This is a genomic window from Bacillus cereus group sp. BfR-BA-01356, assembly GCF_022663635.1.
Lineage (GTDB): Bacteria > Bacillota > Bacilli > Bacillales > Bacillaceae_G > Bacillus_A > Bacillus_A cereus.
This window is the reverse complement of record NZ_JAKUFX010000001.1, coordinates 164,017-178,930: the sequence shown is the minus strand read 5'-3', so window position 1 is coordinate 178,930 and position 14,914 is coordinate 164,017. Positions and strand designations below refer to the sequence as shown.

Here is a 14,914-nt window from a genome sequence, read left to right as displayed (position 1 = left end):
ATCATATTACAATCTCCTTAACTACTTAGTGCTTTCTGCAAGCTTATATCCTCTTACAAACAATAGAGTCACATAAGAAACAATAAATGAGAAAATGCTATACATGCCGACCCAAAAGAAAAATTTTGGAGTAAAGGCGATAACACCTATTATTAAAAAACTAGCAAACGTTACAATCGGCATTACGTAATACGTTTTCGACTTGCGCGTTCCAATAACAGAAACGATAAAGATAAGTAACGGACAAATTAATAAGACGAAAATCAATTCATTCATAGTTATGTCCCCTTTTCTAATTGCAGTAATCTGTTTCTCGTAAACGTTTTGAAAAAATTACTCTCCTAATATAATTTCGCTAAGGGATAACGAATCCCTGTTGAAAACCAGTAATTCATGATGAATTTTACAAGAAAAAACGTAAGCAAGAGAACACTTGCTTACGTTATAAAATAAACATCGCAAAGATAGTGGTGACAATTAAACCGATAACAACCGGTAAAAAGTTTCGGCGTGCCAGTTCAAATGGATCTACCTTGCAAATTGCAGCAGCAGGAATAAGCGCCCAAGGAATTAACGTCCCGCCCCCGGTCCATATAGCCGCAATTTGTCCGAGTGCTGTTAATGTAGCTGTTCCATGACCTAAAGCTGTTCCGAAAAGGTTTGCAATGGAACCAGCAAGCGATATACCGGAAAAACCAGATCCATCTAAGCCTGTTATGACACCAACGATAGTTAATGTTCCCGCCGATACGTATTGGTTTAAAGGGACCGTTTGAGATAAGGCAATCCCTAAGTCGTTAATGATTCCATGTGAACCTTTCGGTAAATAGTCTCCGATAATTTTCACAAAGCCGCTATCTCCTAAATAAAAGAGTGCAGCAATTGGAATAACTGGACCAAAGATTTTAAATCCAAATTGGAGCCCTTCTATAAAATAATCGGTTGTTTTATTTAGTCCATTACCTTTGTAGGCGATGAGTGAAATGATGATAATCATAATAACAGTCGTTCCGCCGATAAGTGCAGTTGCGTCGCTTCCTTGTAGTTTAAATTGAATCATGCAAAGGATATCAATGATATATACGGTAGGGATACATATAGCGAGCCATTTCTTTGTGCGAGGAGATAATGAAGTGAGCGTTTTAGAAGACGCAGTTAATGGAATAGATTCTTGTATAGATAAGCCTGTATGAAACTCTTTTCGTAAGAAGAAAAAAGCGACGGAAGTTGTCACAATGCCCATAACGATAACAAGTGGAACACTTGCAGATACGACGCTGGAAACAGGGAGACCAGCCGCGTCTGCAGTTAATTTCGGTGCACCTTGAATAACGAAGTCGCCAGATAAGGCGATGCCGTGTCCGAATAAGTTCATAGCAATTGCAACCCCAATTGGAGGAAGACCGACACGTACAGCAACCGGCAATAAAATAGCTCCCATTAAGGCGACAGCTGGAGAAGGCCAAAAGAAGAAAGAAATGGTCATCATTAAAAGGCCGATAATCCAGTAGGCGAGTGTAGGTGTACGAATCATTTTTGTAAATGGTGAAATCATCGTATCATTTATGCCAGTATGAACGAGTAAATTGCTCATTGATACGATAATGGAGATGATTAATATAGTTGGTAATAGCTCAGTAATGGCGTAAATGAAACTTTGAAAAATCCCGCTAATGGCAAGAGGGATAGAACTTGTTGCAGTTAATGCTAATAAAAAGATAAAAACGATACAAATAATCGTCGTATCTTTCCGGAGAATAAAAAATGTAATAATAGTGAGTAAACAAATAATGTAGAGAGCGTGTAATAGCGTTAATTCAACTCCCATAACATTCACATCCTTTAGGCATTCGTGTAGTTTATTGTATGAAAGCAGTGAAAGTATGTGAGTATAGGAAAAAGAAAAAAGTAAAATTTCATGTACTGTAATGGTAAGGACGATAAATGGATGTTACAATACAATTGATCCTAAAAATGGAATTTGAGGAGAAGTAGAATGGGGGAGTACGAATAAGAGAGAGAATAGGATATTATGGTGTGCTCGTTTGTTTACTATTATCAGTTATTTCAGGGCAATTTCTTAACAGTGGATGGGTACCAGTTATATTATGTATTGGCGTATTGATTTTTGCTCCTATGTATCGCTGGAATGAATGGAAAGCATATAGTCGAAAAAAGAAAATGCTTTTCAGTATCGAGTTTATCATTATAATTAGTATGATCCCATTTTTGTTATTAAAAGGAAATGAAATAATAGATGGAATTGTAATGTTTCAAGGATGGTTGTTTATTGCGAAATTACTATATTTAATTTGCATTTTAATGTTGGTAGCGATAGTCACTAAAAAATTAAACGAAAAGTTATTCGTTAATGAATAAAAGAAAATGCCACCTTATTCGGTGGCATTTTCTCATTTTACTGAATGGGCTTTTTGCATTTTTTTAATTAAACGAATTTGTCCGCGATGATTGATTTCATCTTCAAAAACGTGAAACCATTTAAAGTAGTTGTTAGCTGGTTTGTCATACCAAAAGTCTGTTGTTTTAAACAGCCATTCATCAGGTAATGATTGAAATGTTGCAATCGTTTTGGAACGTACTTCTTGTAATGTATTGATGTAAAATTTTATAGATTTTCCTTTTATTTTCTCGCGTCCAAGGTTCCCTAACTCAATAGCAGGTAACCAATGTTCTAATTCAGCTTCCGTCGGTTCACGGTCTTCAAAGGTATGAATTTGGTAGTAAAATTCAATAGCAGCCATATGGTACAATAACATACCAATTGAATTTGCGTCCTTATCATATAAATAATCAAGTTCTTCAATTGTTAAACCTTCCACTGCTTGCATTGTTGTATAGCGAGCGTAATTCATCATGGAAACAAGATTTGAAAATTCTACTTGTAAACCCTCTATTTTATCAATTACAAAATTCAATTTAAATTCCCCCTCTTTAAACGAATACTCCAGAGAAGGAATTCTATGTGTAGAGAAAAACTCCTTTTAAAAAGGCCATGATTTTAACAAGGGATTACAATTAGTTCTCTATTTGATTTTGTAATAACTTCATATCCGTCTTTTGTAATGACGATATCGTCTTCAATTCTACAACCGCCCCAGTTTGGTATGTAAATACCTGGTTCAACTGTAACAACCATACCTTCTTTTAATGTAGCTTTACTTTCTTGGGATAAGCGAAGAGGTTCATGTATTTCTAAGCCAAGACCATGACCAGTAGAATGACCAAAATATTGACCATATCCACAATCTGTAATGTAGTTTCTTGTTACATCATCGATACTTTTCGCGGTTTCTCCAGGCTTAATCGCTTCAGTCCCACGTTTTAACGCTTCTCGTACAACATTGTATATTTTTTTGAATTCTTCCGATGGTTCCCCTATTGCTACAGTACGTGTTATATCAGAACAATATCCGTCATAAAGTGCACCGAAATCTAATGTAACGATGTCGCCTCGTTCAATTATTTTATTTGATGCAACTCCATGTGGAAGAGAAGAACGAACACCAGAAGCTACAATAATTTGAAATGATGAAGATGCAGCACCTTTTTTTCGCATGAAAAATTCTAATTCATCTCGTACAGCATTTTCACTTATTCCTGGTTTTAGAAACGTAAGAATGTGGTGAAATGCTTCGTCCGCGATATTAGCTGCAATTTTCATTGTTTCTATTTCAGGCGTGTCTTTAATGATACGAATATTTTCGATAATTTCGCACACTTGAATCATTTCCGCCTGTACGTATTTTTGCAAGTTTTTATATTGTTGCAATGTCATGTTGTTTTCTTCAATTCCAAGTTTTTGAATGTTTAATTTCGATACTTGATGTGCAATTTCTTTTTCTAAATTTCCTTTATGCATAATAATTTCAGCATCTTTTATTTGTGATTTCGCTTGATCTACATAGCGGAAATCAGTGATAAAAACAGCTTGATCGGCAGAGATTAAGACGACGCCAGCGCTACCTGTAAAGCCTGTTGCATATTGGCGATTTTCTTTTTTTGTAATAAGTAACCCGTCAATTTCATAGTTTTGTAGTTGATTTTGGATTTTATTAATTTTTAAAGTCATGTTAATTCCTCCTATTCATAGTATTGAATAAAGCAAATAGCGTGCCAAAATGTATATTTGAAGAAAGGATAGTAGGGACAACATATATTTTAGGGGAGATAAAAAAATAGCCCGTAATTTGTGGGAGACGGTTTGTTCATAAAATCTAGATTGCTTCAATGAATAGCAGGGGGATGGGGAAAAATGATTGGAGTTACACTTGTACTTTATTTACATGCTGTAAAAAAATTTATACAAATGTGAAATGATACTGTCAATTTTTTTGACAATATTGAATGGATATAGCAACGAAATTGAAAACATATAAAAAATGCGCTGCATACAAGCAACGCATTTTTTTATTTATGCTTTTAATTTCATTACAATATCAGCATCTGGTGTTACATATACGGTTTGCTGATTGTCGTACGTAACAAAACCAAGTTTTGCACCACTCGGTTTTTTGACATGGCGTATTTTGGTGAAATCAACAGGTACAGAGCTAGACTCTTTCGCTTTACTGTAATAGGCAGCAATTTTGGCAGCTTCTAGTAAAGTTTCTTCAGCAGGCTCTAAAGAACGAATGACAACGTGAGAGCCAGGTATATCTTTCGTATGTAACCAAATTTCATCACGGCGGGCAAACTTCGTTGTTAAATAATCATTTTGTTTATTGTTTTTACCAACGAAAATCTCTGTGCCATCACTTGCTACATATTTATCTAATACTGGTTTAGTAGGCTTTTTCTTTGCGTTTTTCGTTTTGCGATTGCGCACATAACCTTCTTCAGCTAATTCCTCACGAATTTCTTCAATGTCTTTTGAAGAAGCAGCTTCCATTTGTTGAAGTAAGCTATCAAAATAAAGAATTTCTTCATTTGTTTTTTCAATTTGTTCTTCTACAACAACAACTGAATTTTTTGCTTTTTGATACTTTTGGAAATAGCGTTGTGCATTTTCAGATGGTGTTTTTAAAGGATCTAATGTGATTTTTACAGTTCCACCATTCTCATCGTAATAATTAACGACCTCAATATCTTTATCGCCCTTTTTTAAAGCGTACATATTGGCTGTAAGTAGCTCTCCAAATAGTTGATATTTATCTGCTTTTCCAGCATCTTGCAGTGTTTTTTCGAGTTTAATGAGTTTTTTCTCGTTTTTATTTTTTTCGTTTTGCATAAAGCGTTCTAAATCATGAGCTTGTTGTTTTACACGATCACGTTCTGCTTTGCCAAAGAAGAAACGATCTAACAATTCGCTCACTGATGAGAATGTTTTTTCTTCTCCTTGCAAGTGTGTAAGAGGGAAAAGATAAAAGAATTCTTTTCCATTTGCAGTAATCATTGTAGGTGTATATGCATGAGATAGTAATGGTGTTTGTACAGAGAAAAATGCTTCTGATAATGCTTTCTCGTTTACCATACCGGCTTTCTTTACTACTTCTTTTGCAAATAATGGGGATATTCCCATGAAAGCACCGACGAGTTGTTTATCCATATTTCCAGATAGAAAGTCTAGCGGTCTAATAAAATCATCTGCGGTTTCAATTTGCAGAGGATTGATTTTATGTTGGGCTGGTGGCGCGACGTACTCAGCACCAGCATATACAGTTCGGTGACGGTTTACGGCTAATGAAACGTGTTTTAAGCTATCTAAAATCACGTTTGTTTTCGTATCTAATAAGATAATGTTACTATGTCGTCCCATTATTTCAATTACTAATGTTTTTAATGATTCGTCTCCGATCTCATTACGACTGCGAACTGTAATTTGAATAATGCGTTCTAAGTCGATTTGTTCAATTTTTTCAATAAATCCACCTTCTAAATGTTTGCGAAGAAGCATACAGAACATCGGCGGTATTGCTGGCGAATCGTAGTTTTGATTCGTTAAGTGCATACGCGCATATGTAGGATGAGATGAAAGAATTAGTTTTTGGTTCTTTCCATTCGCTCGAATATGTAATAAAATCTCGTATTTTGAAGGCTGGTATATTTTGGAAATTCTTCCTGTGTAAAGAGAATTTTCAATTTCATGTGTAATCGCTCTTGTAAATAATCCATCGAATGCCATAAATGAACACTCCTTTCTAACTAAATGTTAATTATAGCATTTTTTTGGACGAGGCTGAATAAGCTTTCAATAGAGTATGTCTGGAATCAGGAGGTCGATAGCAGGATGAACTGGTATGGAATGCGAGCACATGAAGTGGAAGAAAGAACGAATACGAATGTAAAGGTTGGACTTACAGAGAAAGAAGCAGAAGGGCGAGTAAAGAAATTTGGTACTAATGAATTAGAAGAAGCAAAAAGGCCTTCTGCACTAATGGTATTTTTAGCACAGTTTAAAGATTTCATGGTACTCGTTTTGTTTGGAGCAACAATTGTTTCTGCGTTTTTAGGTGAATACATTGATTCTATTGCTATTGTTGCCATTGTTATTATCAATGGTATTCTCGGCTTTTTTCAAGAAAGAAAAGCTGAAAAATCATTGGAAGCTTTAAAGGAACTAGCCGCCCCGCAAGTTACTGTAATGCGGAATGGAAAGTGGGTAAAAGCACCATCTAAAGCACTTGTTTTAGGTGATATTATTAAGTTTTCCAGTGGTGATCGTATTGGGGCTGATGTGCGTCTTGTTGAGGCATCAAGTTTATATATTGAAGAGTCTGCTTTGACAGGGGAGTCCGTACCTGTACAAAAGAAGGTAGAAGCATTGCAAGGGCAAGATGTTGCAATTGGTGATCAAAAAAATATGGCTTTTATGGGGACAATGATTACGCGAGGATCTGGTACAGGAGTCGTTGTAGCAACTGGTATGAATACAGCGATGGGGCAAATTGCAAATATGTTGCAAAATGCAGAGCAAATGGAAACGCCACTGCAAAGAAGGTTAGAACAGCTCGGAAAAATATTAATTATTGTAGCTCTTATTTTGACAGCGCTCGTTGTATTGGCTGGTGTGTATCAAGGGAATGAAGTATATCATATGTTTTTAGCTGGGGTATCGCTAGCTGTTGCGGCTATTCCAGAAGGATTGCCAGCAATTGTTACAGTAGCTTTATCACTTGGTGTACAGCGTATGATAAAAAAGAGAGCAATTGTAAGGAAGTTACCGGCCGTAGAAACGTTAGGCTGCGCTTCTGTTATATGCTCTGATAAAACGGGAACAATGACGCAAAACAAAATGATGGTAACACATATGTGGTCAGGCGGAGAATTGTGGAAAGTGACAGGGCAAGGATATGAACCTAATGGCTCTTTTATGAAAGGTGAAAAAGAAGTGAATCCAGCTAAGACAAAATCACTTTATCAGCTACTTACATTTGGTTCACTATGTAACAATGCAAATATTATGCAAAAGAAAAAGGCGTACGTATTAGATGGAGATCCAACAGAGGGAGCGCTTGTAGCTGCAGCAATGAAAGCTGGGATAACACGTGAGGCATTGAAAGGGAAATTTGAAATTATTCGTGAATTTCCATTTGATTCAACTCGAAAAATGATGAGTGTTATTGTACGAGATCGAGAGGGGAAAAAGTTTATTGTTACGAAAGGAGCACCGGATGTTCTTTTGCAAATGAGTCAAACAATCTTATGGGGGGATAAGCAGCAGCCGTTAAGTGAGCTATATAGAAAAGAAGTACAGGCGGCTATTCATAGCTTAGGTAGTCAAGCGCTTCGAACAATTGCAGTTGCGTTTAAACCTTTAAAAGTCACGGATTCTATTGAACATGAAAGAGACGTTGAAAAAGATTTTATGTTGGTTGGGATACAAGGTATGATTGACCCGCCAAGGCCAGAAGTCGCGCAGGCGGTAAAAGAGTGTAAAGAAGCTGGTATTCGAACAGTAATGATTACAGGTGATCATAAAGTGACAGCAATGGCGATTGCTGAACAATTAGGAGTTTTACCACCAGATGGACGCGTTGTTGAAGGAGTAGAACTCGCGAATATGGATGTGGAGGAATTAGAAAATGTTGTAGAAGATACGTATGTATTCGCTCGTGTATCACCTGAGCATAAATTGAAAATTGTTAAAGCATTGCAAAATCAAGGACATATAGTAGCGATGACAGGTGATGGAGTGAACGATGCTCCAGCTATAAAAACAGCGGATATTGGGATAGCGATGGGGATTACAGGGACAGATGTTGCAAAAGAAGCCTCTTCACTTGTTTTACTAGATGATAATTTTGCTACAATTAAGTCAGCGATTAAAGAAGGAAGAAATATATACGAGAACATACGTAAGTTCATTCGTTACTTATTGGCGTCAAATGTTGGAGAAATTTTAGTTATGTTATTTGCGATGTTACTTGCATTACCACTGCCGATGGTTCCTATTCAAATTTTATGGGTGAACTTAGTTACTGATGGTTTACCAGCGATGGCATTAGGTTTGGATAAGGCTGAAGGAGATGTGATGAAGAGAACACCGCGTCACCCGAAAGAAGGGGTATTCGCTAGAGGGCTTGCGTGGAAAATAATAAGTCGAGGGTTTTTAATTGGAGCAGTGACGTTAGTGGCGTTTATTATTGCGTATAACCAACATCCAAATGAACTGAAATATGCACAAACTGTAGCGTTCGCGACGTTGGTACTTGCACAGCTTATTCATGTATTTGATTGTCGTAGTGAGCATTCTGTCTTTCACCGTAATCCATTTGGGAACGTGTATTTAGTAGGGGCGGTTATTATTTCGTTACTACTTATGCTAGTGGTTATATATTATCCACCGTTACAACCGATCTTTAGCACAATGCCGATACAAGCAAGAGATTGGTTATTAATTGGAGGTTTGTCATCAATTCCGACTTTCTTACTAGTAGGTTCTTTATTAACAGGGAAAAAGGCTAAGAAGAAAAAGCCGATGTTATATAAGAAGGGATTAAACTTGAAATAGTCAATGTTATGAAAATGTGATATAATTTACAGAAGGTAGTAGAGCCTTGTCTCTATTACCTTTTTCATTGAGTTATTTTATGGCTTGGATGTGATAAAAATGATTTCTAGTATGACAGGGTTTGGAAGATCGAAAGTAGAAAGTGATACTTTTCAAATTACAGTAGAAATGAAATCGGTGAACCACCGTTTTTTAGAGATGAGTATTCGACTTCCTAAGCAAATGATGGTATTTGAGGACAAAATTCGTAAAATAATTGCACAGCAAGTTCGACGTGGGCGCATCGAAGTGTCTATTAGTATAGCAGGTGAAGGACTTGTTGAAAGAAAATTAAGTGTGAATTGGTCACTTCTTGAGCAGTACCAATCGATGATGGAAGATATAAAAGGGAAATTTCAATTACAAGATTCTATTACACTCGAACAATTAATGGCAATGCCAGAAGTAACAGCAATTGAAGAAATAGAAAATGTAAATGAACATTTTGAGAACAGTTTATATGAGGCTGTTCGTCAAGCTGCTCATATGTTGAAAACGATGAGAGATGGCGAAGGAGAACGATTACATAAAGATATAGCGTATCGTTTACAAGAGATTAGCAATTGTGTAAATGCGATTATTCCACATGCACCAATTGTTACACAAAAATATCGTGAACGATTAGAAAATCGCTTAAAAGAATTACATAATCAAGATCTAGATGAACAAAGATTGCTAACAGAAGTCGCAATCTTTGCAGAGCGTTGTGATATTCATGAAGAGTTAGTTCGTTTGCAAAGTCATTTAGAGCAATTTCGTGAAACATTGCAGATTGAAGAGCCTGTTGGAAGGAAAATGGATTTCATCGTGCAAGAGATGCATAGAGAAATTAATACGATTGGTTCTAAGGCAAATGACTTAACAATTTCAAAATATGTTGTAGAAATGAAAAATAACCTTGAAAAAATTCGTGAACAAGTACAAAATATTGAGTAGCTTTCAAAAAATATATAAAGTTATACGTGGTGGAGAAATCGGATAGACTTACTAGGAGGCGCAAACTATGGCCATGCGGTTTTTAAATATTGGATACGGAAATATTGTATCTGCTCATCGAATTATTGCTATTGTAAGTCCGGAGTCAGCTCCTATTAAACGAACAGTACAAGAAGCACGCGAACATAATGCTTTGCTTGATGCTACGTATGGGAGAAAAACAAGGGCGGTTATTGTTATGGATGATGGGCATGTTGTATTAAGTCCAATTCAACCAGAGACGATTGCACATCGTTTGAATAATAAAGAAGATTTAAGTGAGGAAGGGTAGGTTTTACATATTTATGAGAAGTAGAAGAGGATTGCTCATCGTTCTTTCAGGGCCTTCTGGGGTTGGAAAAGGGACGGTTCGTAAAGAGCTGTTTAGCCATGAGGATACACGTTTTCAGTACTCTATTTCAGTAACGACACGTAAGCCGCGTGAAGGTGAAGTAGATGGTGTGGATTATTTCTTTAAAGAAAGAGAAGAATTTGAGGAAATGATTCGTAATGAAAAATTACTTGAGTGGGCTGAGTTCGTAGGTAATTATTACGGAACACCGATTGACTATGTTGAAAAAACATTACAAGAAGGAAAAGATGTATTCTTAGAAATTGAAGTGCAAGGAGCAATTCAAGTTAAGAAAGCTTTCCCAGAAGGTGTATTTATTTTCTTAGCACCTCCAAGTTTATCTGAACTAAAGAGCCGTATTGTCGGACGTGGTACAGAGACTGAAGATGTTATTGAAAATCGTTTAACTGTAGCGAAAGAAGAAATCGAGATGATGGACGCTTACGACTATGTAGTAGAAAACGATCAAGTTGAATTAGCTTGTGATAGAATTAAAGCAATTGTGGTTGGCGAACATTGCCGCCGCGAAAGGGTAGCAAAATATTATAAAGAAATGACGGAGGGTCTATAATTATGTTAAATCCATCAATTGACTCATTACTACAAAAAATCGATTCTAAGTACACTTTAGTAACAGTGGCTGCAAAACGCGCACGTGAAATGCAACTTGCTAATAACTGTGTTGTAGAAAAACCTGTTTCTCATAAATGTGTAGGTAAAGCATTAGAAGAAATCGATGCAGAAGCATTAAGCTACGTACCAAGTGAAGATAAAGTAGCTGAATAAGCCTTTGCCTTCGACAAAATAAAACATAGACTTTATAATTTTCTATGTAACGGTAACAACCTATTTACAAGTAGGTTGTTATTTTTTTACGAAAGGAATGAAATATTGGTACTGACGAGCTGAGAATTCTATTTCAGTATTATAAGTTTGAAAAAGAAAGAGGACGAGTCATATGCTAAAAGGGAAAAAGATACTTCTATGTGTAACAGGAGGCATTGCGGTTTTTAAAGCAGCTGCGTTAACGAGTAAATTGACACAATCTGGCGCGATTGTCAAAGTAATGATGAGTGAGTCGGCAATGAAGTTTGTTACGCCTCTTACATTCCAAGCGCTTTCTCGCCATGATGTATATACGGATACATTCGATGAGAAAGACTCAGCTGTTATTGCTCATATTGATTTAGCAGATTGGGCGGATGTTGTACTTGTCGCACCTGCTACTGCCAATTGTATTGGAAAGTTAGCTGGTGGTATTGCAGATGATATGATTACAACTACTTTGTTAGCTACTACAGCTCCGGTATGGATTGCGCCTGCTATGAATGTGTATATGTATGAAAATAAAATAGTTCAAAAAAATATGATGACATTGAAAACGCTAGGATATACATTTATTGAGCCTGGGGAAGGCTTTTTAGCATGTGGATATGTAGCGAAGGGACGACTAGAAGAACCTGAAGCAATTATTGCACGGTTAGAGGAAGCTTTCTCAGAACACAAACCATTGCAGGGAAAAAGAATATTAATAACTGCTGGCCCAACACGTGAAAAGGTTGATCCAGTTCGTTTTATGACGAATTTTTCTTCTGGGAAAATGGGGTATGCGATTGCGGAAGTGGCAGCGAATTTAGGCGCTGATGTTATACTCGTTTCAGGACCGACAGCATTAAATCCACCGTTACATGTAACGACAGTGCAAGTGGAATCTGCACAAGATATGTTAGAAGCAGTTCTTCAACATTATCAAAACGTAGACGTTGTCATTAAAACAGCAGCAGTTGCAGATTATCGTCCGAAATATGTGCATGAGAATAAAATGAAAAAGCAAAATGGTGATGCTGTCATTGAACTTGAAAGAACGGTGGATATTTTAAAAACGTTAGGTCAGAAAAAGGATAAACAGTTACTTATCGGTTTTGCTGCTGAAACGACAAATGTAGAGGAATATGCAACGAAAAAACTACGTGATAAAAATGCAGATATGATTGTCGCGAATGATGTAAAAGCGCAAGGAGCTGGATTTGGCACGGATACGAATATTGTAACAATGTATAGAAAAGATGGAAAAGTTATTGAGTTGCCACTTTTAATGAAAAAAGAGGTAGCTCGTGAAATATTGAAGCAAATTGAAATGATGTTAGAAGATGATCGTTTATGAAATTTGCAAGTGTAATTGTTGATGTACCTGCCCGTCAGACAGATCGACCATTTGATTATATTATTCCTAAAAAATGGGAAGATATTGTACAGACAGGAATGCGTGTAGTAGTTCCGTTTGGGCCAAGAAAATTGCAAGGTTTTATTATTGGGATTAAAGATTCGGTGGATGTAGAAAGTAAGAAGTTAAAGACAATCCATGAAATATTAGATGTAACACCGGTTTTAAATGATGAATTATTAAAGCTTGGATATTGGCTTACAAGTGAAACGTTATGCTACATGATTTCAGCTTTTCAAGTGATGCTTCCAACTGCGATAAAAGCAACGTATAAAAAACGTCTACAACTTTGTAAACAGGAAGAAATAGCACCTGAAATACTATATTTATTTCAGGATAAAGAAGCAATTGATTTTGAAGTAATCGAGCAACAGCCACATTTATACCGAACTATTCAACAAGAAATTAAAAATGGTACGGTTGAAGTCGTTTATCAAGTGAAAGATAAAGTACAAAAGAAGAAGCAAAGAGTGGTTCAGCCGGAGTTGCCAGAAGATAAATTGGAATTAGCGGCATTTGAACTGAAAAGTAAAAAACAACAAGATGTACTTTATTATTTTGTGGAAAATTATAAAAGTACACCGTTGAAAGTAATTACAGAAGAGTTACAAATAACAGATGCTCCAATAAAAGCACTTGTTAAAAAGGGATTCATTTCAGAAAAGTATGTGGAAGTATACCGAAATCCGTATGACGATGATGATTTTGAACAAACAAAACCATTTCCACTTACGGAGGAACAAAAACAAGTTATTACACCGATTTTATCATCAATTACAAATGAAACTTATAATCCATTTTTACTATATGGTGTTACAGGAAGTGGAAAGACAGAAGTATATTTACAATCTATAGCAGCAGTGCTCAAGAAAGGAAAAGAAGCTATCGTTCTTGTTCCTGAAATTGCACTAACGCCCCAAATGGTGGATCGTTTTAAAGGTAGGTTTGGCTCGCAAGTTGCAGTTCTTCATAGTGCGTTGTCTGTTGGAGAAAAGTATGACGAGTGGCGTAAGATTTTAAGAAAAGAAGTGAAAGTTGTAGTTGGTGCGCGTTCAGCTGTTTTTGCGCCTTTTGAGAATTTAGGGATTATTATTATTGATGAAGAGCATGAATCAAGTTACAAACAAGAAGATAATCCGAGGTATCATGCAAGAGATGTAGCTGTCTGGAGAGGACAATATCATAAATGTCCTATCGTTCTTGGTAGTGCGACACCAACACTTGAATCGTTTGCAAGGGCGAAAAAAGGTGTTTATGAACTATTAACAATGGAAAAACGTATGAATGAACAAGCTTTACCAACGGTAGAGATTGTTGACATGCGAGAAGAACTTCGTGACGGGAATCGATCAATGTTTTCTAAGGCGCTGCATGAAAAAATAGCAGATCGATTAGAAAAGAAAGAACAAATGGTACTCTTTTTAAATAGAAGAGGTCATTCTACATTTGTTATGTGCCGTGATTGTGGGTATGTTGTCCAATGTCCGCATTGTGATATTTCATTGACATATCATAAAATGAATCATCGTTTAAAATGTCATTATTGTAGTTACGAAGAGAATATGCCAACTGAGTGTCCAGCTTGTCAAAGTACATACATTCGTTTCTTTGGTACAGGTACACAAAAGGTAGAAGAAGAAATTACAAAACTATTTCCAGAGGCACGAGTCATTCGAATGGATGTAGATACGACAAGTCGAAAAGGAATGCATGAAAAATTATTAAAGGCGTTTGGGGAAGAAAAAGCAGATATATTACTTGGAACACAAATGATTGCTAAAGGATTAGATTTTCCGAAAGTAACGCTCGTTGGGGTTTTAACTGCAGATACGATGCTTCACTTACCTGATTTTCGGGCGAGTGAAAAGACATATCAGTTACTGACGCAAGTAAGTGGACGAGCGGGTAGACATGAATTGCCAGGGGAAGTTGTGATTCAAACGTATACGCCAGAACATTACAGTATAGAGTTAGCGAAGAACCAACAATATGATGTGTTTTTTGACCAAGAAATGCAAATGAGACGAACAAGACAATATCCCCCATATTACTATGTTGTACTCGTAACTGTATCTCATCCAGAATTATTAAAAGCGGTACAAGTGACGGAAAAAATTGCCTCGTATTTACGAACGCATTGCTCACAGCAAACAATGGTGCTAGGACCAGTTGCTTCAGCGATTCCAAGGATAAAAGATAGATATCGTTATCAATGCATGATAAAATACAAACGGGAACCAAACTTAAAGAACGTGCTCAAAATGGTAAATGAACATTATCAAGCAGAAATGCAAAAAGAGCTACAAATCTCAATTGATTTTAATCCAACAATGTTAATGTAGCGGAGGGAAAT

General features: G+C 36.4%; 13 protein-coding genes. 8 read left to right on the top strand and 5 right to left on the bottom strand.

Going from position 1 to position 14,914, the window contains the following annotated elements; all coding sequences use genetic code 11:
• Nucleotides 1–21: 21 nt before the first annotated feature.
• Both MR168_RS00835 and MR168_RS00830 read right to left on the bottom strand, forming a co-directional pair.
• Nucleotides 22–276 carry a YbeF family protein gene (locus MR168_RS00835; RefSeq protein WP_006928316.1) on the bottom strand — a complete coding sequence of 85 codons (255 nt, stop codon included), beginning with the start codon at nt 274–276 and terminating at the stop codon, nt 22–24.
• Nucleotides 277–442: 166 nt separating this feature from the next.
• The gene (locus tag MR168_RS00830; protein ID WP_006928318.1) at nt 443–1,828 is read right to left on the bottom strand and encodes a hypothetical protein; all 1,386 of its coding nucleotides are present in this window, start codon (nt 1,826–1,828) and stop codon (nt 443–445) included.
• 182 nt (nt 1,829–2,010) lie between these two features.
• Here MR168_RS00830 and MR168_RS00825 point away from each other — a divergent pair, with 182 nt between their 5' ends.
• Nucleotides 2,011–2,379: a YoqO family protein gene (locus MR168_RS00825; protein WP_049107494.1), complete on the top strand. Its 369-nt coding sequence runs from the start codon at nt 2,011–2,013 to the stop codon at nt 2,377–2,379.
• A 32-nt stretch (nt 2,380–2,411) separates the two neighbouring features.
• Here MR168_RS00825 and MR168_RS00820 read toward each other — a convergent pair whose 3' ends face one another.
• From MR168_RS00820 to MR168_RS00810, 3 genes are all read right to left on the bottom strand, one after another.
• Nucleotides 2,412–2,936: a DinB family protein gene (locus MR168_RS00820; RefSeq protein ID WP_001012051.1), complete on the bottom strand. Its 525-nt coding sequence runs from the start codon at nt 2,934–2,936 to the stop codon at nt 2,412–2,414.
• Between the two features lie 83 nt (nt 2,937–3,019).
• Complete coding sequence (locus MR168_RS00815) at nt 3,020–4,090, bottom strand: M24 family metallopeptidase (RefSeq protein ID WP_000172800.1); 1,071 nt, start codon at nt 4,088–4,090, stop codon at nt 3,020–3,022.
• Between the two features lie 342 nt (nt 4,091–4,432).
• Nucleotides 4,433–6,142 (bottom strand): Rqc2 family fibronectin-binding protein, encoded by a 1,710-nt coding sequence (locus tag MR168_RS00810; protein ID WP_000863286.1) that lies wholly within the window; start codon nt 6,140–6,142, stop codon nt 4,433–4,435.
• Nucleotides 6,143–6,247: 105 nt separating this feature from the next.
• Here MR168_RS00810 and MR168_RS00805 point away from each other — a divergent pair, with 105 nt between their 5' ends.
• The 7 genes from MR168_RS00805 to priA all read left to right on the top strand — a co-directional run bounded on the left by MR168_RS00805 (nt 6,248) and on the right by priA (nt 14,903).
• Complete coding sequence (locus MR168_RS00805) at nt 6,248–8,971, top strand: calcium-translocating P-type ATPase, SERCA-type (protein ID WP_006928320.1); 2,724 nt, start codon at nt 6,248–6,250, stop codon at nt 8,969–8,971.
• A 99-nt stretch (nt 8,972–9,070) separates the two neighbouring features.
• A complete protein-coding gene (locus tag MR168_RS00800) occupies nt 9,071–9,946 on the top strand; it encodes a YicC/YloC family endoribonuclease (RefSeq protein ID WP_000625866.1) in 876 nt (291 codons plus the stop codon).
• A gap of 67 nt (nt 9,947–10,013) precedes the next feature.
• Entirely contained in the window at nt 10,014–10,277 is a 264-nt protein-coding gene (gene remA / locus MR168_RS00795) for an extracellular matrix/biofilm regulator RemA (protein WP_001251456.1), read from the top strand.
• Nucleotides 10,278–10,290: 13 nt separating this feature from the next.
• Nucleotides 10,291–10,908 carry a guanylate kinase gene (gene gmk, locus MR168_RS00790; RefSeq protein WP_001257741.1) on the top strand — a complete coding sequence of 206 codons (618 nt, stop codon included), beginning with the start codon at nt 10,291–10,293 and terminating at the stop codon, nt 10,906–10,908.
• 2 nt (nt 10,909–10,910) lie between these two features.
• Nucleotides 10,911–11,123, top strand: a complete 213-nt coding sequence (gene rpoZ, locus MR168_RS00785) for a DNA-directed RNA polymerase subunit omega (RefSeq protein WP_000933960.1) — start codon at nt 10,911–10,913, stop codon at nt 11,121–11,123.
• Between the two features lie 172 nt (nt 11,124–11,295).
• Nucleotides 11,296–12,501: a bifunctional phosphopantothenoylcysteine decarboxylase/phosphopantothenate--cysteine ligase CoaBC gene (gene coaBC / locus MR168_RS00780; RefSeq protein ID WP_242291168.1), complete on the top strand. Its 1,206-nt coding sequence runs from the start codon at nt 11,296–11,298 to the stop codon at nt 12,499–12,501.
• A complete protein-coding gene (gene priA / locus MR168_RS00775; RefSeq protein ID WP_000666720.1) occupies nt 12,498–14,903 on the top strand; it encodes a primosomal protein N' in 2,406 nt (801 codons plus the stop codon). Before coaBC ends, priA begins: the two co-directional genes overlap by 4 nt.
• The last annotated feature ends 11 nt before the right edge of the window (nt 14,904–14,914 follow it).

What these genes read in the sequence shown, in the direction of transcription:
- MR168_RS00835 (WP_006928316.1), bottom strand. Translation starts at nt 276, where the DNA reads ATGAATGAATTGATTTTCGTCTTATTAATTTGTCCGTTACTTATCTTT.
- MR168_RS00830 (WP_006928318.1), bottom strand. Translation starts at nt 1,828, where the DNA reads ATGGGAGTTGAATTAACGCTATTACACGCTCTCTACATTATTTGTTTA.
- MR168_RS00815 (WP_000172800.1), bottom strand. Translation starts at nt 4,090, where the DNA reads ATGACTTTAAAAATTAATAAAATCCAAAATCAACTACAAAACTATGAA.
- MR168_RS00810 (WP_000863286.1), bottom strand. Translation starts at nt 6,142, where the DNA reads ATGGCATTCGATGGATTATTTACAAGAGCGATTACACATGAAATTGAA.
- MR168_RS00805 (WP_006928320.1), top strand. Translation starts at nt 6,248, where the DNA reads ATGAACTGGTATGGAATGCGAGCACATGAAGTGGAAGAAAGAACGAAT.
- MR168_RS00800 (WP_000625866.1), top strand. Translation starts at nt 9,071, where the DNA reads ATGATTTCTAGTATGACAGGGTTTGGAAGATCGAAAGTAGAAAGTGAT.
- remA (WP_001251456.1), top strand. Translation starts at nt 10,014, where the DNA reads ATGGCCATGCGGTTTTTAAATATTGGATACGGAAATATTGTATCTGCT.
- gmk (WP_001257741.1), top strand. Translation starts at nt 10,291, where the DNA reads ATGAGAAGTAGAAGAGGATTGCTCATCGTTCTTTCAGGGCCTTCTGGG.
- rpoZ (WP_000933960.1), top strand. Translation starts at nt 10,911, where the DNA reads ATGTTAAATCCATCAATTGACTCATTACTACAAAAAATCGATTCTAAG.
- coaBC (WP_242291168.1), top strand. Translation starts at nt 11,296, where the DNA reads ATGCTAAAAGGGAAAAAGATACTTCTATGTGTAACAGGAGGCATTGCG.
- priA (WP_000666720.1), top strand. Translation starts at nt 12,498, where the DNA reads ATGAAATTTGCAAGTGTAATTGTTGATGTACCTGCCCGTCAGACAGAT.